Genomic DNA, 22,440 nt, shown 5'->3' with positions numbered 1-22,440 from the left:
AAATAAAGCGACAAAATTTATCATAATCTCATTCGAATAATCTATTAAATTCAATAAAATTTAAACCTTTAGTGTTGTACATTTGCTCTTAGAAAAGCATATTTTTTGAAAACGATTATAGATATATCTAATTTTTCGACCGAAGAAAAAACATTTGTTACTATTGGAACCTTTGATGGTGTGCATTTTGGGCATCAAAAAATATTAGAAAAACTGGTTTCTGAAGCGAAAGAAGCTGGGAAAAAATCTGTATTACTTACTTTTTTTCCACATCCAAGAATGGTTTTGCAAAAAGATGCTTCCATCGAGTTGATTAATACGATTAACGAACGTGAAAAACTCCTTAAAAAAACCGGATTAGACTATTTAATTATACATCCTTTTAGTCGAGATTTTTCTAGAATGACAGCACTTGAATTTGTTCGAGATGTTTTGGTAAATCAATTTAATATTTCGAAATTAATTATTGGTTACGATCATCATTTTGGTAAAAACCGAGAAGGAAATATTCAGCAACTAACAGAATATAGCCATTTATACGATTTTAAGGTAGAAGAAATTCCAGCACAAGATATTGACGATGTTTCTGTAAGTTCTACAAAAATTAGACGTGCTTTAGCCAATGGAAATTTAAAAACTGCCAACAATTATTTAGGGTATAATTTTATGTTGAAAGGCAAAGTTGTTAACGGAAAAAAATTAGGTGGTAAAATAGGTTATCCTACAGCAAATATAGATATCGAAGAAGATTATAAACTAATTCCTAAAACTGGTGTCTACGTTATAAAATCTACCATAGAAAACAGTACTATTTTTGGGATGATGAATATCGGAAATAGACCAACCGTAAATGGAAATCATCAAACAATTGAAGTGCATTTTTTTGATTTCAATCAGGACTTATATGGAAAGATTTTAACGATAGATTTGATTTACTTTTTACGTGACGAAGAAAAATTCGATTCTTTGGATTCATTAATTCTTCAACTTAAAAAAGATGAAGAAACTGCAAGAAATTATATTAAGAAATAAAAGCCCCTTTAATATCCCAAAGGGGAAAACACTCTTGTGAAAATTTTTCCTGAAAAAATAACGTTTATTAAAATTTTTTAATTTTTGTAACATAATCTTTGAAGGTTTGCTTGCCTCTTCCCTTTGGAAAGATTAAGATGGAATTTTTGTATTGAAACTACTACACAAATTATATATTTGCATTCTTAAATTCTTACAAAATGTTACAAGTACAATTTATTAGAGAAAACAAAGAAGTAGTTTTAGCAGGATTGGCAAAACGTAATTTTGCGGATGCAGAAGCTATTATTGAGAAAGTTTTAAATGCAGATGAAAACAGAAGAGCTACACAAGTTGCTTTAGACGATGTTTTAGCGGAATCTAATACTTTATCCAAAGAAATTGGTGGACTTTTTAAATCTGGTGAGGTACAAAAAGCCAACATTTTAAAAGAAAAAACAAGTCAGTTAAAAGAGCAATCTAAAGAATTGTCTGAAACTTTAAATGGTTTTGCAGATGAGCTTCAGAATTTATTATATCAAATACCTAACATTCCTCATGCTTCTGTAAAAGCTGGAAATTCGGAAGAAGATAATGAAGAAATTTTTAAAGAAGGAATTATTCCTGATTTAGGAGAAAATGCACTTCCTCATTGGGAATTGGCAAAGAAATACGACATTATCGATTTTGAATTAGGTACAAAAATTACGGGTGCAGGTTTTCCTGTTTACAAAGGAAAAGGAGCAAGATTACAGCGTGCATTAATCAACTATTTTTTAGATAAAAATATTGAAGCTGGTTATAAAGAATACCAAGTGCCGCATTTGGTGAATGCTGCATCTGCTACTGCAACTGGGCAATTACCAGATAAAGACGGACAAATGTATCATTCTACTGTAGACGATTTGTATTTAATTCCGACTGCAGAAGTACCAATTACAAATATGTTTCGTGGAAATTTAATTCAGGAAAGCGATTTTCCAATAACTGCAACTGGCTACACACCTTGTTTTAGACGTGAAGCTGGAAGTTATGGAGCACATGTTCGTGGTTTAAATAGATTGCATCAATTCGATAAAGTAGAGATTGTAAGAGTGGAGCATCCAGATAAATCGTATCACGCTTTAAGTGATATGGTAGAGCACATTAAAGATATTTTAAGAGAATTAAAATTACCTTACAGAATTTTACGTTTGTGTGGTGGAGATACTGGTTTTACAGCTGCTTTAACATTCGATTTTGAATTATTTTCTACAGCACAAGACAGATGGTTAGAAATTAGTTCGGCTTCAAATTTTGAAACTTTTCAAGCAAATAGATTAAAGCTTCGTTTTAAAAACAAAGAAGGTAAAAGTGAGCTTGCACATACTTTAAATGGTAGTTCTTTAGCATTACCACGTGTTTTAGCAGGAATTTTAGAAAACTATCAAACCAAAGACGGAATTAAAATACCAGATGTATTGGTTCCTTATTGTGGGTTCGAAATGATTCAGTAAGCAGTTGGCAGTTACCAGTCGTCAGTCAGCTTGTTTGTGTTTTTAGTTTCCAGTCACAAAATGACTGCATACTGAAGACTGAAAAACTGTAGACTAATTTGAAACCACTGCTACCATTAATCTTTTGTATTTATTCATTTCTGAAAGAGCGTTTAAATACGCAGATATTTGTCCGTTTTTCATGAACTTTTTAGAGTTGCTTTTTGCTGTTTGGTATTGTTGAGTAAAAGTATTCATAATATTAAGATTTGATTGGTTATATACTTTAAAGACAAGTTTCGTGCCAAAATGTTACAAAGAGCCTTTAAAAAGAGATTGCTTTAATAAAAATTTAACATTTTTGTTGTTTATATTTGATGTCTATGAAAAACTTCTTTTTTCTTATTTTTTTTACTATCAGCAGTTTTATTGTTGCACAACAAACCCCACAACAAGCAACACAAAACGAATATTTGCTTGCGGAAAATTATTACAGAGAAGGAGAATATGAAAAAGCAACTCAGATTTTTAAAAAACTCTATAACAAAACACCTTTTAACACCACTTATTTAGGTCGTTTAATTGCTTGTTATCAAGAAACAGATAAATTTAAAGAAGCAGAAAACTTACTAAAAACAAGAATTAGATCCAATGCTTCTCAAATTTATTTATATGTTTATTTAGGTTATAATTACGAAAGACAGCAATTAAAAGAACAAGCAAAAATTAATTACGATTTAGCTTTAAATTCTTTGGATAAAACCCCTGCTTATGGTGGAATTATTGGACGTCTTTTTAAAGATTACAACTTATTAGACAATGCAATTTTGGCTTATGAGAAAGCAATGGAAAAGAATAAAAATGCAAATTATAGTTTCCAAATTGCACAAATTTATGGAGAAAAAGGAGACTTTAAACAAATGTTTGAATCTTATATAAATCTCGTTGATAAAAACGAGCAATATTTTAATTTAGTGCAAAGATATGCTAGTAAATATATTACTGACGATTCCGAAAATGAAGCGAATATCTTATTCAGAAAAACACTATTAAGAAAATCCATTAGCCAACCAAAAGATGTTTGGAACATGCTTTTAAGCTGGTTATTTGCACAACAAAAAGATTTCAGGAAAGCATTTATTCAAGAAAAAGCTTTATATCAAAGAAATTCTACTGATTTATCTTCCATTTTTACGATTGGAAAAATTGCTTTCGAGAACAATAATTTTGAAGCTTCAGCAGAATGCTTCAACTTTATTAAAGAAACTTCAAAAATAAAAGAGGAAAAAATTGATGCTAATTTATACCTCTCAAAAATAGCTGTAGCTACAAAAAACCCTGAAGCAGAAACATTGTTTCAATCACTTTTTAAAGAATATGGTAAAAATACTTCAACCATAAAAATACAAGTAGAATATGCCGATTTTCTAACATTTTCTGCCAACAAACCAGAAGAAGCAAAAGAAGTTTTACAGGAGGCAATTGGCTATTCTAGTTCTAAATTCGACAAAGCAAGAATCAAATTAAAACTGGGAGATGTTTTAGTATTTACTGGAAAATTCAACAAGGCATTAATTTATTTTTCACAAATTCAAACGCAATTAAAAAACCACGAATTGGCGCAAGAAGCTCGTTTTAAAGTTGCACAAACAAGTTATTTTAAAGGCGATTTTACGTGGGCAAAAGCACAATTAAAAGTTTTAAAAGGATCTACAACACAATTAATTGCGAATGATGCAGTCGATTTATTTTTAATAATATCCGATAACGAACCTTTAGATTCTATTCCATCAGGATTAAAAGAATATGCACAAGCAGAATTGTTGGCGTACCAAAATAAAGATGACGAAGCCATAAAAGTGCTAAATTCTGTCTTAGAAAACGAAACATTAAAAGAGTTGAATGGTGGTTTTGTTCCAATTACAAATAACGTGCATTTTAAGATTGCAAAATTGCATATAAAACAAAAGAAATACGAGGAAGCAATTTTAAATTTTGCCAAAATTGTGGCTACAGACAATCAAGGTTTTTTAACGGACGATGTCTATTATGAAATGGCAGAATTATATAATTTTTTAGGGAATACAGAGAAAGCACAAGAATATTATCAAAAAATAATTTTCGAGCATCCTTCTAGTATTTACTTAGTAGAAGCAAGGAAAAAATATAGAAAATTAAGAGGAGACGATTTATAGGAATTAGTAGATAGTTGTTAGGTTTTAATACTAACTATTATATACTAACCACTAAAACCTAAATATAATGTATATATACAACGTAACAATAAATATAGATGAAAGTGTACACGAAGAATGGCTAACTTGGATGGAAACACACATTTTAGATGTTTTAAATACTGGTAGATTCTTATCAGCAAAACTTACCCAAGTTTTGGTAGACGAAGAAATGGGTGGAAAAACCTATTCTGTACAATATACAGCAAATACAAGAGAAGATTTAGACGATTACTATCAATTTGATGCAGATAAATTGCAAAAAGATGGTTTAAAATTTGCAGATAAAATGGTCGCTTTTAGAACAGAGCTAAAAGTAATTAATGAGTTTTTTCCAACTGTTGCAAGTAATTAAAAAATTACTCTAAAACTCTTTCTGAGTAAAAAACTGGGTAAAAAAAATTAAAATATTCTATTTCTTACTTAAAAAAATCCACTTTATTATTCCTGTGAAAACAGAAATCCAGAATTAGCCTTTAAAATTATCTCTTGTTTAAATTACAGAGTTAGAGTTCATTTTTTTAAGTATTCTGTAAAACTAAAAACTTGCTCCAACACCAATCGATAAAGCTTTTATTTTAGAAACCCCAATCTTAAAATGTTCGTAACCAGAAGAAATATGGTAATTTTTAAGATGATATTTTAGGAGCACTTTTGTTTTATGAACCTCTTCTTGATTTATAACAGTCCATTTGTGCGAAAAATCGATACTTATTGGTTTTGTAATAAATAATTCTGCTCCAAAACCAAGTCCAAAACGTGTTTCTTTTACATTGCTTCCTGCGTGCAAAATTCCCAAACCGAACCAAGCATCAAAACGTTGCGTTCTAATTCTGTAATACTTTAATAAAGCCGAATATAAAGCAAATGAATCTTGTTTTCCATTCACGTTTTCAGAAAGATATAAATAATCTACATCCAAAGCAAAACGTTTTAGAAAACGAAAATTTACACCAAAATTATTTCCATATAAATTTTTGCTTTCTCGCACAAAATTGTTGGTAATATCGAAACGAGTGCTATTATAATTCGTAGAATCTGTATAAATGAAATTCCCATATCTTGCTTCTTTGTATGGATAATTAGAAATTTCTGCATCGTGCATTCTTCCATTCATTTCCCAAGGAGATTCAACTAAAACGCCATAAAAAGTATAGGCAGCAATTCCCCAAAGAATACTTGCAAACGGATTGTCATTAGAATTATTATTAATAGTACTTCTCCTTGAAGTAGATTTTTTTGAAGTAACAGTACCTGAGCTTCCAGAAGATTTAGACGTTTTAATACTTTCTTTCCCTTTTTCTAACTTTCCTTCTTGCGAAAAAGTGGTCATTTGAAAGCTAAAAAATAGTAAGATAATTAGTAGTAAATTTTTATTCATTTTGGTTGATTTTAATCCAAGTACGAACCAAAAATTATGCCGAATTTTAACTGTACATTTGTACTGGAAGTAAAAAACGAGTAAGATGTCTGTAAAAGCAAAAAAACATTTAGGTCAGCATTTCTTAACGGATGAAACAATTGCAAAAAATATTGCAGATGCGTTAACAGAAAATGGCTATGAAAATGTCTTAGAAATTGGACCTGGAATGGGAGTTTTAACGAAGTATTTACTTCAGAAAAAACCAAAAATTACGGTCATGGAATTAGACAGAGAATCTGTTGCTTATTTGCATGATGTTTTTCCGATAGAACACCTTAACTTAGATACTTCCAAAGAAAAATTCGAGATCATAGAAGGCGATTTCTTAAAAAAAGAAATACAAGAAATTTTCGAAAAAAAACAAGTCGCAATTATTGGTAATTTTCCATATAACATTTCTACACAAATTGTTTTTAAAGCGATAGAAAACAGAGATTTTGTGCCTGAATTTGCAGGCATGTTTCAAAAAGAAGTTGCTAAAAGAATTGCAGAAAAAGAAGGTTCTAAAGTATATGGAATTTTATCTGTTTTAACACAAGCTTTCTTTGATGTAGAATATCTTTTTACAGTTCCACCAACAGTTTTCGATCCTCCTCCAAAAGTAGATTCTGGTGTAATTCGTTTTATTAGAAAAAAGGATTATTCACTTCCTGTAGACGAAAAATTATTTTTTAGAGTTGTAAAAACGGCATTTAATCAACGTAGAAAAATGTTGCGTTCGAGTTTAAAATCTTTCAATCTTTCGGATTCTTTAAAAGAAGAGCCTATATTTGCGAAACGTCCAGAACAATTATCGGTTCAAGACTTTATTTTATTGACGCAAAAACTAGCAGAAAATGACCTTAGAAATTAATGACGAATTTCTAGACAACCTAACAGAACTTATCGCCATTAAAAGCGATAAGAAAATTACTGCCCTGTTTTCTGAGGTTCATTTTGCGGATATTGCAGAAGTTTTAGACGAGTTAGATTTCGACGAAGCTATCTACATTATTAAGCTTTTAGATAGCGAAAAAACATCCGAAATTCTTACAGAATTAGATGAAGACACACGTGAAAAAATTCTTGAAAACTTATCTGCACAAGAAATTGCAGACGAAGTTGGAGAGATGGACACAGATGATGCTGCAGATATTATTGGAGAACTTTCCGAAGAACGTCAAAGACGTGTAATAAACGCTCTTGAAGATGATGATTTAGCTGCAGATATTAAAGAATTATTGTCTTATGACGATAATACTGCAGGTGCTTTAATGGCAAAAGAGCTCGTAAAAGTTTATGAAACATGGACAGTTGCAGGTTGCATGAGAAGAATTCGGGGCCAAGCAAAAGAAGTAACCAGAGTACATTCAATTTACGTTGTAGATAAAGAAGAAAAATTGGTAGGTCGTTTATCTTTAAAAGACTTAATTACTTCTAAATCCGACCAAAAAATAGCCGATATTTTAAAACCAACAGTAGATGCAGTAAATGTACATGAAGATGATGAGGAAGTTGCAAAAATAATGGCAAAATACGATTTGGAAGCCATTCCTGTTGTAGACGATAATAACATTTTAGTGGGTAGAATTACCATTGATGATATTGTAGATGTTATTAGAGACGAAGCAGATAAAGATTACCAAATGGCCGCAGGTTTTTCGCAAGATGTAGAAGCAAATGATACAATTTGGGAACTCACAAAAGCACGTTTACCTTGGTTAATTTTGGCACTTTTTGGTGGTTTTATTTCGGTTTCTGTTCTTGGAAGTTTCGATGGTGCCATGGATAAGTATCCAGAATTGTTCTTTTTTACACCTTTAATTGCAGCAATGGCTGGTAATGTTGGTGTACAATCGTCTGCAATTATTGTGCAAGGTTTAGCTAACGATAGCTTAAAGGGTTCGCTTTTTAAACGACTTTTAAAAGAGATTTTACAAGGTTTATTAAACGGTTTTGTCTTAGCCGCTTTACTAATGTCTGCAGGAATGTTGTTTTTAGGTTTTCCTTTAGATTTAGGGATTACAGTCGCGGCTTCCTTAATTTCGGTAATTGTAATTGCTTCGATTATTGGAACATTTATTCCTATTATTTTGGCGAAAAGAGGCGTAGATCCAGCATTAGCAACTGGCCCTTTTATTACAACCAGTAACGATATTTTAGGAATTCTTATTTACTTTTCTATTGCGAAGTTAGTTTTAGGTTTTTAGGTTTTTTTTGGAGCTATTTCCAGCTTTCACTACTCGCTTTTTTTATTCAAAAAAGAATAAAAAAGAGCTCAAACAGGTCGTTCAATCTGGGCTAGACTTTTCTAAAAACGAATTGTTATTCTTTAAGTTTTTGGAGTATTTAAAAAATGTAGTTTGAATTCCTGCCTACACAGGAATGACAAATAAATTATTTCTTCATTTTACAAAACAAATCCCAAATTACAACCCCTGTAGTTACAGAAATATTCAAAGAATGTTTGGTACCTAATTGTGGAATTTCAATACAAAAATCAGAAGCATTAACCACTTCTTGTTGCACACCTTTTACTTCATTTCCCATTACAATGGCGTATTTTTCATTTTCTATTGGGAAAAAAGTATTCAGCTTTGTACTATTTTCTGCTTGTTCAATAGACAAAACTTTAATGTTTTCTGCTTTCAATTTTTTAACTAATTCCAAAGTATCTTCAGCATATTCCCAAGTCACAGATTCTGTTGCACCCAAAGCAGTTTTATGAATGTCTTTATTTGGTGGCGTTGCAGAAATGCCACATAAATAGATTTTTTCTACCAGAAAAGCATCCGAAGTTCTAAATACGGAACCAATATTATTTAAGCTTCTAATATTGTCTAAAACGACAATTAAAGGCGTTTTTTCAACAGATTTAAATTCATCAACCGTAATTCTACCTAACTCGTTATTTTTAAGTTTTCTCATATTTTGTGGATAAGTTCACTGCAAACCGCTACTGAAAACTGCTTACTATTTTTATCTTCGCAAAACTAACTGAAAATTTCCAAAACCTTGGCAAAATCCAAACCAAAAAAGGTAACGCCTTTAATGAAACAGTACAATGCTATCAAGAATAAATATCCTGATGCAATGTTGCTTTTTCGTGTGGGAGATTTTTACGAAACTTTTGGTGAAGATGCTAAAAAAGCCGCTGGTGTTTTAGGAATTACCTTAACAAAAAGAGGCGCAGGAAGTGAGACTGAAACTGCGTTGGCAGGTTTTCCTCATCATTCTTTAAATACGTATTTACCAAAGTTGGTAAAAGCTGGTATGCGTGTGGCAATTTGCGATCAGTTAGAAGACCCAAAAATGACCAAAACCATCGTAAAACGTGGTGTTACAGAATTGGTTACGCCTGGAGTTTCTTTAAATGACGAAGTTTTACAAACCAAAACAAACAACTTTCTTGCTGCTGTTCATTTTGATAAAAAACAACTAGGAATTTCATTTTTAGACGTTTCTACTGGCGAATATTTGGTTGCTCAAGGAAATGAAGAATACATAGATAAATTATTGCAAAACTTTTCGCCAAGTGAAGTTTTGGTTCAAAAACAGCACAAACAACAATTTTTAGAACTGTTTGAAAACAGATATTATACGTTTTATTTGGATGATTGGGTTTTTCAAGCAGAATATGCAAACGAAACTTTACAGAATCATTTTGAGGTAAAAACATTAAAAGGTTTTGGCGTTCAAGATTTAAAAAACGGAATTATTGCAGCTGGAGCAGTGTTGTATTATTTATCGGAAACACAACACAATCAGTTAAAACACATTCAACAAATTAGCAGAATTGCAGAAGATAATTATGTTTGGATGGATCGTTTTACGGTCAGAAATTTGGAGCTTTATAATCCGAATTCTATAAATGCAGTTACACTTTTAAACGTTATTGACAAAACCATTTCTCCAATGGGTGGACGATTGTTAAAACGTTGGTTGGCTTTGCCTTTGAAGAACATTGTTGAAATTAAAAATCGCCATGAATTGGTAAAGTTTTTTATAGATTCAGATGATTTTTCTAAAACAGTAACCTATCAACTAAAACAAATTTCCGATTTAGAAAGACTCATTTCTAAAGTGGCAACTGGTAAAGCTTCGCCAAGAGAAATTGTACTTTTAAAAGATTCTTTAAAAGCCATTTTACCTATAAAAACAACTTCAGAAAAAAGTAAAAATAAAGCGGTTAAAGAACTCGGAAATCAGTTGCATACTTGCGAAGTTTTAATTGAAAAAATTACGGAAACCCTGTTTGATGATGCTCCTGTAAACATCAATAAAGGAAATGCAATTGCTTCTGGTGTTCATCAAGAACTAGACGATTTACGTGCGATTTCCAATTCTGGGAAAGAGTATTTAGACAATATGTTAGCTCGTGAAACAGAACGCACAGGAATCAACAGTTTAAAGATTGCGTTTAACAATGTTTTTGGATATTATATTGAAGTTAGAAACACTCATAAAGACAAAGTACCTGAAGAATGGATTCGTAAGCAAACCTTGGTAAATGCAGAGCGTTATATTACTGAAGAATTAAAAGAATACGAAACAAAAATTTTAGGTGCTGAAGAAAAAATTGCCAAATTAGAACAAGAAATTTTTTCTAAATTATTGCAATATGTCATCGGTTTTGTACAAAAAGTACAAGAAAATGCACAAATTATTGCAAAAATTGACTGTTTACTCTCTTTTTCTGTTTTAGCGATTGATAACAATTATGTGCGCCCAATTATGGATGAAAGCACAGATTTAGAAATAAAAAATGGAAGACATCCTGTTATTGAAAAGCAGTTGCCAATCGACCAAACGTATATTGCTAACGATGTTGTTTTAAACAGAAACTTGCAACAAATAATTATGATTACTGGGCCAAATATGTCTGGTAAATCAGCCATTTTAAGACAAACTGCTTTGATTGTTTTATTAGCGCAAATGGGAAGTTATGTGCCTGCTCAAAACGCAAAAATTGGTATTGTAGACAAAATTTTTACCAGAGTTGGTGCGAGTGATAATATTTCTATGGGCGAATCTACTTTTATGGTAGAAATGAATGAAACTGCTTCCATTTTGAATAATGTTTCTAATAGAAGTTTAATTTTATTAGATGAAATCGGAAGAGGAACCTCAACCTATGATGGAATTTCGATTGCTTGGGCAATTTCTGAGTTTCTGCACGAACATCCATCCAAAGCAAAAACGTTATTTGCCACACATTATCACGAATTAAATGAAATGACTTCCACTTTTGAGCGCATTAAAAACTTTAATGTGTCAGTAAAAGAATTGGAAGACAATATTATTTTCCTTCGAAAGCTCGTTTCTGGAGGCTCTAATCATAGTTTTGGTATTCACGTAGCAAAACTTGCTGGAATGCCAAATATGGTGATTCATAGAGCGAATAAAATACTGGCTCAATTAGAGAAAAACAATAAAAACTCGGAAGTTAAAGACGTTTTAAAACAATCTCAACACGAAGAAATGCAGTTAAGTTTCTTTCAATTAGATGATCCATTGTTAGAAAATATTAGAGATGAGATTTTATCAACAAATATTGATACGTTAACACCAATTGAAGCGTTAATGAAATTGAACGAAATTAAGCGAATGTTGACAAAAAAGTAATGGTAAATAATTTAGAACAAGGTTTTTTCGGAATTGGAATTCAGAATGGAAAAACTCCTGAAAATTTAGGTGTTCTTTGGCGTTCTGCACAAAATTTAGGCGCAAGTTTTATATTTACCATTGGTAATAGGTATGCAAAACAAGCTTGCGATACTCATAAAGCTTTTGGTGCAATGCCTTATTTTCATTACGAAACTTTTGAAGATTTCTTTAACAATCTACCTAAAGGTGCCATGTTAGTTGGTGTAGAACTAGATGAAAAAGCGGTTCAATTAGAGACTTTTAAACACCCTAAACGTTGTGTGTATTTATTAGGTGCAGAAGATCATGGAATGTCTAAATTAGCTATTGAAAAATCACATCATTTAGTAAAATTTAAGTCAGAATTAAGTTTAAACGTTTCTGTAGCAGGAAGCATTATTATGTACGATCGACAAGCAAAGTTAAATTTTTAAAAAACTTATTTAAGTTGTTTTTACTTTCTTTTCGTTAGAATAATAAGAAATAATATATGCCAAAGCACCTAAAAATGGGACAAACAAAATAATAATTCCCCAAATAATAAACCGAATATTACTTTCTTTTTTGGAAGCTAAAACCATTGCTGTAACAACCATTATAATAATTATAGCAAAAATTATTATAATTTGATAAGGGTATAACATTAAGGGATTCATTGACTTTTATTTGTTTCGATAAAATTACAATAATTTAAAACAAAAGTTGTTTTCTATTTATTAAAATAACTCTGTATCTTTGTAATATGAATTCGATTGTACTTTTTATTAGCGGTCCAGAAATTATGGTTATTATGTTAATCGTAGTTATGGTTTTTGGTGCAGATAAAATTCCTGAAATTGCCAGAGGTTTAGGGAAAGGAATGCGTCAAATTAAAGACGCAACCAACGATATTAAGCAAGAAATAAAAGATAGTTCAGATAATATTGGTGCAGATACCAAGAATCTTACGAAAGACATTAATAAAGAAATTAACTCTGTAAAAGACGGGATTGACGATTTTACTGGACCTGTAAAGAGACAGTTTTAGATTTTTTTGCATCTGTAGAATTAAATTACTTTTTTAAAATTAAGCATCGATTTCTGCCTTCGAAGGAATTATTATTTTACTCTACTTATTGTTAAACCATCTCTAATTGGTAGCAAAACAGTTTCTATTCTAACATCTTCATTTAATAATTTATTATACTCTAAAAGTACTTTTGTATCTAGATCTTTTGGGTCTAGTTTTTCTACTACTTTTCCACTCCAAAGCACATTGTCAGACAAAATAATGCCGCCAGAATTCATTTTATCAATAATTAAATGGAAGTAATTAATATAGTTAGATTTATCTGCATCTATAAAAACCAAATCGAATTTTGCATTAATTTTTGGAATAATTTCTATGGCATTTCCAACTAACTGCGTAATTTGATTTCGATATTCTGATTTTTCGAAGTATTTATTTTGAAGTGTTTCTAATTCTTCATTTTTATCAATCGTAAAAATAGCACCATTTTTCGCCAAACCTTCTGCCAAACAAAGTGCAGAATAACCTGTGTAAGTTCCTATTTCAAGAATATTTTTGGGTGAAGTTAATTTAGAAATCATCGATAAAACTCTCCCTTGAAAAGCACCACTTAACATTCTTGGGTTTAGAACTTTTTGCCAAGTTTCTTTCGTTAATTCTTGTAATATTTTAGGCTCTTGTTGCGAATGTGCAACTACGTAATTGTCTATATTTTCGGGTAGAAAGTGCATTTATTTAAATATTTTTTGATGGTTAGGTTACTAGAATTCTGGGATTTTTTATCTAAATATCATAAAAACTATAAGTCTAATAATCTGGTTTTCAAAAGTACAAAAAAACGGAACTTATATTTTATAAGTTCCGTTTTTAATATTATTAGGAAGTGTTTTTAAATACTACTTTCTTCCATTGTTTTTTTTAAGTTTTCTTTGTCTTTCGAAGACATGCAATGTGTTATTTGTTTGCAACTCTTAGAATGGCCTTTGTAAATTTTTGTCATCCTTATATTTTGTTTAGTATATAAAGCGCATATTCTACATTTAATAAAGTGAATATTCAACTTTATAAGCTCTGAAATTGTTGCTTCTCCATATTGATTTTTATCGCAAATGGCAGTGGCTTCGTCGCAAGTTATTATTAGTTTTTTGAACATTTTCTAATTATTAAACCAGTTATCTTCCATACATTTTCTAAGCTGTGTTCTAGCTCTGTGAATGATAACCCATAAATTTGACGCAGTAATATCTAACTCCTTACAAATTTCTTCAGTTTCGAACTCTTGAATTGTCTTTAAACGAAAAACCAAAGCATACTTTTCGGGCAAATTATCGATACAAGCTTCTAATTGATTTTTAAGTTCTTCTGTTTCTATACTTTTTTCAGATTGATTTTCCCAATTTTGTGGAACTCTTTCTTCTAACCAATTTCCTTCATTTTCTCCATCATCATAAAAATTCATTCTAACTTCGGCTTTCCCTTTTTTAGAATTAATTTTACGATAATAATCTATAATTTTTCTTTTTAAAATGGAAACTAACCAAGTTCTTTCTGTAGATTTTCCTTGGAAATTTTTAGCAGATTTTAATCCAGCAAAGAAAGTATCTTGCACTAAATCTTTTGCTAAATCGCTATTATTAACACGAGAAATTGCATAATTAAACAGGTAATCTGCGTAATTATCAATCCATTTATTGGAATTTATCGTGTTTATATCTTCTGCCATTTTGTTATTAAAGCGACAAATATACTGCTATTTTTTTTCTTTTAAAGTTTCGCAATTTTCTCTTCTTCTCATATCTACCAAATAAATTATTTGCCAAATGCCATTGTTGTTAAAAAGCTGAAAAGAGTTCGCTCCACAATGACTAAACTTTCCATTGAAATAAAATTCGTAAGGTGTCCAAACTGAAGCTAAATTTCCATCAATTTTAATGTCTATTGAAGTCAGTTTTTCTAAATAAATGTGCGACGGTTTTTTATTGGCAACACCCGTAAGTAATTTTTCTAAACTATCTGTAATTAATATTTTATTGCCCTCTTTATTTGTTGATGTTGTTTGAATTTTCACTTCTCTATGTAAAGTAGATTTCATAAGTGTACTATCGCCTTTATGCAAGCCTTCAAAAAAAGTATCAATAACGCTTTTTATGGCAATTTCCTCTTTATTTTTTTGTCCAGAAATAGTGGTAGAAAAAGTAATAATAATTAAAAGTGTGACAATGCGAATCATAATTTATTGATTTTTAAAAAGCTAAAGCTACTAAATTAATATTACAGTTATTTAAACCTTTAGTTTTCAGAAAATTGAAAATATGCAGAACATCTATTGCTTTTTCTTACTTTTACCAAAAGTAAAAACTTAAAAATATGTCTACAGCTAAAAAGCAATATAAACGTGTAACTGTAAAATCTTTGGTTGATATGAAAGCCAATGGAGAAAAAATCTCTATGCTTACTGCCTATGATTATACCATGGCAAAAATTTTAGATAGTGCAGGAATCGATGTTTTATTAGTTGGCGATTCTGCTTCTAATGTTATGGCTGGGCATGAAACTACGTTGCCAATTACTTTAGATCAAATGATTTATCATGCAAGTTCTGTGGTTAGAGCTATTGAGCGTTGTTTGGTGGTGGTAGATTTACCTTTCGGAAGTTACCAATCGGACCCAAAAGAAGCCTTGCGTTCTGCGATTCGAATTATGAAAGAATCTGGAGGACATTCTATAAAATTAGAAGGTGGAAAAGAAGTAAAAGAATCTATAAAACGTATTTTAAATGCCGGAATTCCTGTAATGGGCCATTTGGGTTTAACGCCACAATCTATTTATAAATTCGGAACGTATACTGTTAGAGCTAAAGAGGAAGAAGAAGCAGAACAATTAATGGAAGATGCTTTAATGCTCGAAAGAATTGGTTGTTTTGCCATTGTTTTAGAGAAAGTTCCTGCAAAATTAGCAAAGCAAGTTGCAGATGCAATTTCTATTCCTGTAATTGGAATTGGCGCTGGAAATGGTGTTGATGGACAGGTTTTAGTTACCCATGATATGATTGGAATGACACACGAATTTCATCCTCGTTTTTTACGTAGATATTTAGATTTATATAAAGATATGACTGGCGCTTTTGAAAGCTATATTACCGATGTAAAAAGTGGCGATTTTCCAAGTGATAAGGAGCAGTATTAAAATAGATTATTAGGTGGGTGAAATTCTTAAAAAATTAAAGAAGGAGCTTATTTTTATTATATTACTTGAAAGCGCATTATTTCATTCATTAATGTTTTTGAGTTTATATAATTTAAAGCTTTTTGAGCTACAAAATGGTTTTTTTAGTTTTTTAATTTTATTAATAATTCCTGTAATTACTTTCTTTTTTTATAAAAAAAGGGGTTTAGTTTTCTCAATTAAATATTTTATTTTAATTGGTTTGTTAATTTCTTTTTTCTCAAGTTTTATCAGAGTGTTCTTACTTAATAAAGTATTTACAGAATTCTTATATAACAGTTCATTTTTTGATGTTGAAAAAAATATAATTGATACAATGAGTTTTATAGAGAGAGTTAAAGAATCTCTAAAATTTCTTTCTATTGGAACTTTATTTTTTATTACTGTTGGTTCAATCATCAAAATAATTAAAAAATATTAAAATGAAAATCCTACATTTAGATACAAACCATCCACTTCTACTGAAACAACTCTGTGAGTTGGGTTTCACTAATGATGAAGATTACACGTCTTCAAAAGAAGAAATTGAAGCAAAAATTCATAATTACGATGGTTTTATAATTAGAAGTAGGTTTTCTATTGATAAAAACTTCCTGGACAAAGCCACAAATTTAAAGTTTATTGGAAGAGTTGGTGCTGGTTTAGAAAATATCGATTGTGATTATGCAACATCTAAAAATATCGAATTAATTGCTGCACCAGAAGGAAACAGAAATGCAGTTGGCGAACATTCTTTAGGAATGTTATTATCGCTTTTTAATAAGTTGAATAAAGCCGATAAAGAAGTTAGAAACGGAAAATGGTTGCGTGAAGAAAATCGCGGAATAGAACTCGATGGAAAAACGGTTGGTTTAATTGGTTATGGAAACATGGGAAAATCTTTCGCAAAAAAATTGCGTGGTTTCGATGTAAATGTTCTTTGTTACGATTTAAAACCAAATGTTGGCGATGAAAATTGTATGCAAGTTTCATTGCAAGAATTACAAGAAAATGCTAATGTTTTAAGCTTACACACGCCACAAACTAACCTCACAAAAAACATGGTAAATGCGAATTTTATCAATAGTTTTAAAAAGAATTTCTGGTTGATAAATACTGCACGTGGAACATCTGTAGTTACAAAAGATTTGGTTTCAGCTTTAAAAACTGGTAAAATTTTAGGTGCAGGTTTAGATGTTTTAGAGTATGAAAAAACCTCTTTTGAAAATCTTTTTTCTGATGATAAAATGCCAGATGCTTTTAATTATTTAATCAAATCAGAAAACGTAATTCTCTCTCCACATGTTGCTGGTTGGACTGTTGAAAGCAAAGAAAAACTAGCGCAAACAATTGTCGATAAAATAAAAGTAAAATTTTGTTAACTGAATCTATTTGTCATTTCGACTTTATGGAGAAATCTCATTAAAAAAGTAGATTTTTCGACTTCGCTTTGCTTCGCTCAAAATGACATTCATTTGTCATTTCGACCTTGTGGAGAAATCTCACAGTAAATAGTTTAACAAATAAAATTTCTAAACTCCACTGCGTTTCATTCGAAATGACATACTCAAAAAAAAATTGCTAACTTGTAATCCTCAAAAATCTAATTATGCAATACAAAGCAAATTCTCCTGAAGATTACATTAGTCAAGTTCCTGAAGAAAGACAAGAAGCGCTTAAAAAGCTTCGAAAAATCATCAAAGAAAATCTCCCAAAAGACTTTGAGGAAGGCATGCAATATGGAATGATTGGGTATTATGTTCCACATAAAATTTATCCAAATGGTTATCATTGTAAACCAGAAGAACCTTTGCCTTTTATGAGTTTTGCTTCTCAGAAAAACTCCGTTAATCTATATCATAGTGGAATTTATGCAGTTCCAGAAATCCATGATTGGTTTGTAAATGAATATCCAAAACACAATTCTCGAAAATTAGATATGGGGAAAAGTTGTATCCGTTTTAAAAAAGTAGATGATATTCCTTATGATTTAATTGCAGAATTATGTAAAAAATTATCTGTAAAAGAATGGATTGAAATTTACGAAACAAACATCAAAAAGAAGTAAAAAATTGTCATTTTGAGCGAAATGCAGTGTAGTCGAAAAATCTTTAATTTGATGAGATTAAAATAAGAAATTTGTATAAATTAAATAACAAAGTAAGAATCAAAAGAAATTTCTCCACAAGGTCGAAATGACATTAGAAAATCAAATTTTATAGAAATTATGAAAAATAGAGTTACAGGAATTGGCGGATTATTTTTTAAAACTGAAGATCCAAAAGCATCTAAAGATTGGTATAAAAATCATTTAGGTTTTAACACAGATGAATGGGGCGCTACATTTTGGTGGAAAGATAAAGAAGGAAAAGACGCATCAACTCAATGGAGTCCTTTTTTTAAAGACACTAAACACTTCGAACCTTCAAAAAAGGACTTTATGTTTAATTATAGGGTTGAAAATTTAGTAGAATTGTTAGCAGAACTAAAGAAAGAAGGTGTTACTATTGTTGGAGAAATGGAAACCTACGATTATGGAAAATTCGGCTGGATTTTAGATAATGAAGGTAATAAAATAGAGCTTTGGGAACCAATAGATCAAGCTTTTAAATAATATAAACAACTAAATATCAATTAATTATGTCAAATAAAGAAGAAAAACTACAGCCAAAAGAAATTAAGAAAAAAATTACTGAAGAATCTAAAGAAACATTAGATAGCTTAAAGGACAAAGCAAACGAAATTAAAGATTCTACTACTGAAAAAGCAGTTGAATTTAAAGAAGATGCCACCAAAGCTTTTGATGCTGCAAAAGAGAAAATAAACGAAACTTTTTCTGATGAAAATATGGATAAAGTGAAAGAAAAATTAGTAGAATATTCTGATGAAGCTAAAGAAAAAGTAAACGAATTTGCAGAAGATGCTGAAGAAATGTTCGATGATGTTAAGGAAAAAGCATCTGAATTTGCAAGTGAAGCTGCAGAAAATTTAGCAGATTTAGCAGAAGATGCAAAGGAAGAAATCAAAGAAGCAACTACAAAAACAAAGAGTTTCTTTCAGCGTTTATTTGGAAAATAAAAAAAACAAATTATGAACTTTTTATCAAATTATCCTGCAGAAGTATTAATTCTGTTTTTCTTAATTGTTACTTTTATTCAATCTGGAATCGACAAACTTTTAGATTGGAAAGGGAACGTTTCTTTTATTACAGAACATTTTAAAAACTCTCCATTAAAAAATAGTGTTCCTTTTTTATTAGCTATTATTTTAATTATTGAAGTCGTTGCAGGAATTTTAATGATTATTGGAGTTTATCAATTATATACTTCAGAAGCAAAAGAAATTGCTTCTTTCGGTATTGAGCTCTCTGCAATCACTTTAATATTTTTATTAATAGGACAACGTTTGGCAAAAGATTATGCAGGAGCGATGTCTTTAGCTGTCTATTTTATTATATCAATTTTGGGTGTTTATTTATTAAATAGCTAAAAATTATTTATATTAGATATTCTATAAATATAATTTATTAAAAAAGCTCTTAAAACATGCGTTTTAAGAGCTTTTTAGATTTTAACCAGGTATTTGTGTGTTTTTTAATTACAAATATTTAAAAAACACTTTAAAATCATTTTTTAGTAGTTTTTAATCACATAAATAAACGAAGAATACTCAGAACTCTTCATTGCATTAAAGTTTGATAAAAATCCTCTGTAAAACGCTTTTAGTGGATTGGTTTTTCCTGCTTTATATTTTTCACTTAAAAGCGAAACATAATATGCATCGAATTTCATAGGCAAAGTTTCATCTACAATCATATCTACTTCAGAGAATAATTTGTGAATGGATTTTTGAGAGAAATGCCAAAGATGTCTTGGAACATCATAAGCTGCCCAATATTCTTTATAAGATTTTGCATCGCAACTTTTATAGTTTGGTACAGCAACAATAATTCTACCTTTGGGTTTTAATAAACTTTTTAGTGTTTTAATAGTTCTCTTTAAATCTGGTACGTGTTCTAAAACATGCCAAAGTGTAATTACATCGAATTGCTGTTTTGTAATTTCTGATAAATTTTCTGTTAATTCTATCCCTTTTTTAGATGCAATTTTTCTAGCATCTAAATTGGGTTCAACTCCTAAAACTTCCCAGTTGTCATTTTTACAAACTTTTAAAAAATCTCCTGTTCCTGCTCCAATATCTAAAACCAATTTAGATTCTGTTTCAAAAGAATTTAATAGCGAAAGCTTTTGTTTTAAAGTGTAATTTTTTACTAATTGGTAGATTTTATCAATTAAAGATTTTTTACTGTCTGTGTGAGAAATATAATCTTCACTTTTATAATAATCTTCTAAATTTTCTGGAACTGGGCATGTAACCAACATTTCATATTCCTCGTTTTTCATTACTTGAAAAGTTTCTTTCGAAACCGTAAAATCTTTACAATTTAAGTGGGGAATTAAATTTGTATAGAGTTCTTTTTCATTCTCCATATTCTTTAATTTTTAATATTGTTCCACGAGGAACAATTCGCAATTTTTGTTTTTTCTATCTTCCCATATAAACTAAAAGAACAGAAATATCACTTGGTGAAACTCCGCTAATTCTGCTTGCTTGTGAAATAGAAGTTGGTTGTATTTTATTTAGTTTTTCTCTTGCTTCATAAGAGAGAGATTTTACTTTGCTGTAATTAAAAGAAGATGGAATTACAACATTCTCTAACCTGTTTAATTTATCTGCATTGTTCTTTTCTTTTTCGATATAACCAGCATATTTTAAATGAATTTCTGCTTGTTCTATAATTTCTCTATCTATATTATTTTCTTCTAAAAATACTTTTACTTTTTCGATATTATTAAATTCAGAAAACTCTAATTGAGGTCTAGCTGCTATTTTATAGAGCTTCATAGATTGGTTAATTAAAGCTAAATTTTTTGCTTTTAAAATAGGATTTATTTCAGCTTCTTTAACACTTGTTTTTTGAAGAAAGTTAATTAATAAATCTGTTTTTCTTTGTTTTTCAATAACCCTATCTAACCTTTCTTTTGAAGCCAAACCAAGTTCAAATCCTAAAGGAGTTAATCTTAAATCTGCATTATCTTGTCTTAAAAGGGTTCTATATTCTGCTCTAGAAGTAAACATTCTATATGGTTCTTCTGTACCTTTTGTAATTAAATCGTCAATTAAAACTCCAATATAAGCTTCGTTTCTTTTTAATATAAAAGGTTCTTTTTCTTGTGTTTTTAAAGCAGCATTTACACCAGCCATTAAACCTTGTGCCGCTGCTTCTTCATATCCAGTTGTTCCATTTATTTGTCCTGCGAAAAATAAATTTTCAATCAGCTTTGTTTCTAAGGAATGTTTTAATTGTGTAGGTTGAAAAAAGTCATACTCAATTGCATAACCATATCTTAAAAATTTTACATTTTCGAAACCTTCTATAGAACGAATTGCTTTGTCTTGAATATCTTCTGGTAGCGAAGTTGAAAACCCATTTACATACATTTCACAAGTTGTCCAACCTTCTGGTTCTACAAATATCTGGTGTCTATCTTTCGTTGCAAATCGATCTATTTTATCTTCAATTGATGGGCAATATCTTGGTCCTGTAGATTGTATTCTACCATTAAACATTGGCGAACGATCAAACCCTTCTCGCAAAGAATCGTGTACATTTAAATTTGTATAAGTTAACCAACAAGAACGTTGTTCTGTTAATGCTTTTGAAGTTGGTAAATAAGAAAATTTCTCTGTGATTTCATCTCCAGGTTGTTCAATCATTTTAGAATAATCTAAAGATCGTCCATCTACTCTTGGAGGAGTTCCTGTCTTCATTCTTCCTGATTCGAAACCTTTTTTTACAAGGTCTTCTGTAATTCCTGTAGATGCTCCTTCACCTGCTCTACCTCCACCAAAACTTTTATCACCAATATGAATTAATCCATTTAAAAAAGTTCCTGCGGTTATAATTACAGTCTTTGCTTTTATCTCTAAACCTAAAGCTGTTTTTACACCGATAATTTTATTTTCATCAAATAACAATCCGTTTACAGAATCTTGATAAAAGTCTAAATTTTCAGTTTGCTCTAACATGGTTCTCCAACATTCTGCAAATTGCATCCTGTCTGATTGTGCTCTTGGACTCCACATTGCAGGCCCTTTAGATTTGTTTAACATCTTAAACTGAATCGCAGTTTTGTCTGTAACAATTCCACTATAACCACCTAAAGCATCTATCTCTCTAACGATTTGTCCTTTTGCAATTCCACCCATTGCTGGATTGCAACTCATTTGCGCAATGTTCTGCAAATTCATTGTAATTAATAAAGTATGTGCACCCATGTTTGCACTTGCTGCGGCTGCCTCGCTTCCTGCATGACCTCCACCAACTACTATAACATCATAAATTGTTGTAAATAAACTCATATATTACTGTTCCACGTGAAACTATAATTTTAAATA

Annotated in this window: 25 protein-coding genes; 15 read left to right on the top strand and 10 right to left on the bottom strand. The window is 30.4% G+C overall.

Features of this window, described 5'->3' with window-relative positions; all coding sequences use genetic code 11:
- The first annotated feature begins 105 nt into the window (after nt 1-105).
- Complete coding sequence (locus H9I45_RS10805; protein WP_088352524.1) at nt 106-1,032, top strand: bifunctional riboflavin kinase/FAD synthetase; 927 nt, start codon at nt 106-108, stop codon at nt 1,030-1,032.
- A gap of 200 nt (nt 1,033-1,232) precedes the next feature.
- Nucleotides 1,233-2,507, top strand: a complete 1,275-nt coding sequence (gene serS, locus H9I45_RS10800) for a serine--tRNA ligase (protein WP_088352523.1) — start codon at nt 1,233-1,235, stop codon at nt 2,505-2,507.
- A gap of 93 nt (nt 2,508-2,600) precedes the next feature.
- Here the strand turns inward: serS and H9I45_RS10795 are convergent, their stop codons facing one another.
- Complete coding sequence (locus tag H9I45_RS10795; RefSeq protein WP_176397511.1) at nt 2,601-2,744, bottom strand: hypothetical protein; 144 nt, start codon at nt 2,742-2,744, stop codon at nt 2,601-2,603.
- 125 nt (nt 2,745-2,869) lie between these two features.
- Here H9I45_RS10795 and H9I45_RS10790 point away from each other — a divergent pair, with 125 nt between their 5' ends.
- Nucleotides 2,870-4,681: a tetratricopeptide repeat protein gene (locus tag H9I45_RS10790; RefSeq protein WP_088352522.1), complete on the top strand. Its 1,812-nt coding sequence runs from the start codon at nt 2,870-2,872 to the stop codon at nt 4,679-4,681.
- A gap of 67 nt (nt 4,682-4,748) precedes the next feature.
- On the top strand, nt 4,749-5,075 hold the full coding sequence (locus H9I45_RS10785) for a DUF4286 family protein (protein ID WP_088352521.1): 327 nt from the start codon (nt 4,749-4,751) through the stop codon (nt 5,073-5,075).
- Nucleotides 5,076-5,258: 183 nt separating this feature from the next.
- Here H9I45_RS10785 and H9I45_RS10780 read toward each other — a convergent pair whose 3' ends face one another.
- The gene (locus tag H9I45_RS10780) at nt 5,259-6,101 is read right to left on the bottom strand and encodes a hypothetical protein (protein WP_140422716.1); all 843 of its coding nucleotides are present in this window, start codon (nt 6,099-6,101) and stop codon (nt 5,259-5,261) included.
- Nucleotides 6,102-6,186: 85 nt separating this feature from the next.
- Here H9I45_RS10780 and rsmA point away from each other — a divergent pair, with 85 nt between their 5' ends.
- A complete protein-coding gene (gene rsmA / locus H9I45_RS10775) occupies nt 6,187-6,996 on the top strand; it encodes a 16S rRNA (adenine(1518)-N(6)/adenine(1519)-N(6))-dimethyltransferase RsmA (protein ID WP_088352519.1) in 810 nt (269 codons plus the stop codon).
- Entirely contained in the window at nt 6,980-8,332 is a 1,353-nt protein-coding gene (gene mgtE / locus H9I45_RS10770) for a magnesium transporter (protein WP_088352518.1), read from the top strand. Before rsmA ends, mgtE begins: the two co-directional genes overlap by 17 nt.
- A gap of 187 nt (nt 8,333-8,519) precedes the next feature.
- On the opposite strand, the gene H9I45_RS10765 is transcribed toward mgtE, so the two are convergent.
- On the bottom strand, nt 8,520-9,050 hold the full coding sequence (locus tag H9I45_RS10765) for an RNA methyltransferase (RefSeq protein WP_088352517.1): 531 nt from the start codon (nt 9,048-9,050) through the stop codon (nt 8,520-8,522).
- Nucleotides 9,051-9,137: 87 nt separating this feature from the next.
- On the opposite strand from H9I45_RS10765, the gene mutS reads away from it, so the two are divergent.
- A complete protein-coding gene (gene mutS, locus H9I45_RS10760; protein WP_088352516.1) occupies nt 9,138-11,747 on the top strand; it encodes a DNA mismatch repair protein MutS in 2,610 nt (869 codons plus the stop codon).
- The gene (locus H9I45_RS10755) at nt 11,747-12,202 is read left to right on the top strand and encodes an RNA methyltransferase (RefSeq protein WP_088352515.1); all 456 of its coding nucleotides are present in this window, start codon (nt 11,747-11,749) and stop codon (nt 12,200-12,202) included. The genes mutS and H9I45_RS10755 overlap by 1 nt, the downstream gene beginning before the upstream one ends.
- 9 nt (nt 12,203-12,211) lie before the next feature.
- On the opposite strand, the gene H9I45_RS10750 is transcribed toward H9I45_RS10755, so the two are convergent.
- The gene (locus H9I45_RS10750) at nt 12,212-12,424 is read right to left on the bottom strand and encodes a PLDc N-terminal domain-containing protein (protein WP_140422715.1); all 213 of its coding nucleotides are present in this window, start codon (nt 12,422-12,424) and stop codon (nt 12,212-12,214) included.
- Between the two features lie 86 nt (nt 12,425-12,510).
- On the opposite strand from H9I45_RS10750, the gene H9I45_RS10745 reads away from it, so the two are divergent.
- Complete coding sequence (locus H9I45_RS10745; protein ID WP_088352514.1) at nt 12,511-12,795, top strand: Sec-independent protein translocase subunit TatA/TatB; 285 nt, start codon at nt 12,511-12,513, stop codon at nt 12,793-12,795.
- Nucleotides 12,796-12,866: 71 nt separating this feature from the next.
- On the opposite strand, the gene H9I45_RS10740 is transcribed toward H9I45_RS10745, so the two are convergent.
- The 4 genes from H9I45_RS10740 to H9I45_RS10725 all read right to left on the bottom strand — a co-directional run bounded on the left by H9I45_RS10740 (nt 12,867) and on the right by H9I45_RS10725 (nt 15,007).
- Nucleotides 12,867-13,508: an O-methyltransferase gene (locus H9I45_RS10740; RefSeq protein WP_088352512.1), complete on the bottom strand. Its 642-nt coding sequence runs from the start codon at nt 13,506-13,508 to the stop codon at nt 12,867-12,869.
- A 158-nt stretch (nt 13,509-13,666) separates the two neighbouring features.
- Entirely contained in the window at nt 13,667-13,930 is a 264-nt protein-coding gene (locus tag H9I45_RS10735; protein WP_088352511.1) for a hypothetical protein, read from the bottom strand.
- A 3-nt stretch (nt 13,931-13,933) separates the two neighbouring features.
- On the bottom strand, nt 13,934-14,500 hold the full coding sequence (locus H9I45_RS10730; RefSeq protein ID WP_088352510.1) for a sigma-70 family RNA polymerase sigma factor: 567 nt from the start codon (nt 14,498-14,500) through the stop codon (nt 13,934-13,936).
- A 27-nt stretch (nt 14,501-14,527) separates the two neighbouring features.
- Nucleotides 14,528-15,007, bottom strand: a complete 480-nt coding sequence (locus H9I45_RS10725) for a nuclear transport factor 2 family protein (protein WP_088352508.1) — start codon at nt 15,005-15,007, stop codon at nt 14,528-14,530.
- A gap of 137 nt (nt 15,008-15,144) precedes the next feature.
- Here H9I45_RS10725 and panB point away from each other — a divergent pair, with 137 nt between their 5' ends.
- The 6 genes from panB to H9I45_RS10695 all read left to right on the top strand — a co-directional run bounded on the left by panB (nt 15,145) and on the right by H9I45_RS10695 (nt 19,470).
- Nucleotides 15,145-15,963 (top strand): 3-methyl-2-oxobutanoate hydroxymethyltransferase, encoded by an 819-nt coding sequence (gene panB, locus H9I45_RS10720; RefSeq protein ID WP_088352507.1) that lies wholly within the window; start codon nt 15,145-15,147, stop codon nt 15,961-15,963.
- 461 nt (nt 15,964-16,424) lie between these two features.
- A complete protein-coding gene (locus H9I45_RS10715; protein ID WP_088352504.1) occupies nt 16,425-17,363 on the top strand; it encodes a 2-hydroxyacid dehydrogenase in 939 nt (312 codons plus the stop codon).
- Between the two features lie 227 nt (nt 17,364-17,590).
- The gene (locus H9I45_RS10710) at nt 17,591-18,049 is read left to right on the top strand and encodes a DUF1801 domain-containing protein (protein ID WP_088352503.1); all 459 of its coding nucleotides are present in this window, start codon (nt 17,591-17,593) and stop codon (nt 18,047-18,049) included.
- 159 nt (nt 18,050-18,208) lie between these two features.
- Nucleotides 18,209-18,595, top strand: coding sequence for a VOC family protein (locus tag H9I45_RS10705; protein WP_088352502.1), 387 nt, complete (start codon nt 18,209-18,211; stop codon nt 18,593-18,595).
- A gap of 26 nt (nt 18,596-18,621) precedes the next feature.
- Nucleotides 18,622-19,059, top strand: coding sequence for a hypothetical protein (locus H9I45_RS10700; RefSeq protein ID WP_088352501.1), 438 nt, complete (start codon nt 18,622-18,624; stop codon nt 19,057-19,059).
- Between the two features lie 12 nt (nt 19,060-19,071).
- Entirely contained in the window at nt 19,072-19,470 is a 399-nt protein-coding gene (locus tag H9I45_RS10695; RefSeq protein ID WP_088352500.1) for a DoxX family membrane protein, read from the top strand.
- Between the two features lie 143 nt (nt 19,471-19,613).
- On the opposite strand, the gene H9I45_RS10690 is transcribed toward H9I45_RS10695, so the two are convergent.
- Together H9I45_RS10690 and mnmG are read right to left on the bottom strand one after the other, a co-directional pair.
- Nucleotides 19,614-20,471 carry a class I SAM-dependent methyltransferase gene (locus H9I45_RS10690; protein ID WP_088352499.1) on the bottom strand — a complete coding sequence of 286 codons (858 nt, stop codon included), beginning with the start codon at nt 20,469-20,471 and terminating at the stop codon, nt 19,614-19,616.
- Nucleotides 20,472-20,526: 55 nt separating this feature from the next.
- On the bottom strand, nt 20,527-22,404 hold the full coding sequence (gene mnmG, locus H9I45_RS10685) for a tRNA uridine-5-carboxymethylaminomethyl(34) synthesis enzyme MnmG (protein ID WP_088352498.1): 1,878 nt from the start codon (nt 22,402-22,404) through the stop codon (nt 20,527-20,529).
- Between the last annotated feature and the right edge of the window lie 36 nt (nt 22,405-22,440).

The organism is Polaribacter haliotis (genome assembly GCF_014784055.1).
GTDB classification, from domain to species: Bacteria; Bacteroidota; Bacteroidia; order Flavobacteriales; family Flavobacteriaceae; genus Polaribacter; species Polaribacter haliotis.
The sequence above is the reverse complement of the archived record's forward strand: the minus strand, read 5'-3'. Positions and strand labels throughout refer to the sequence as shown.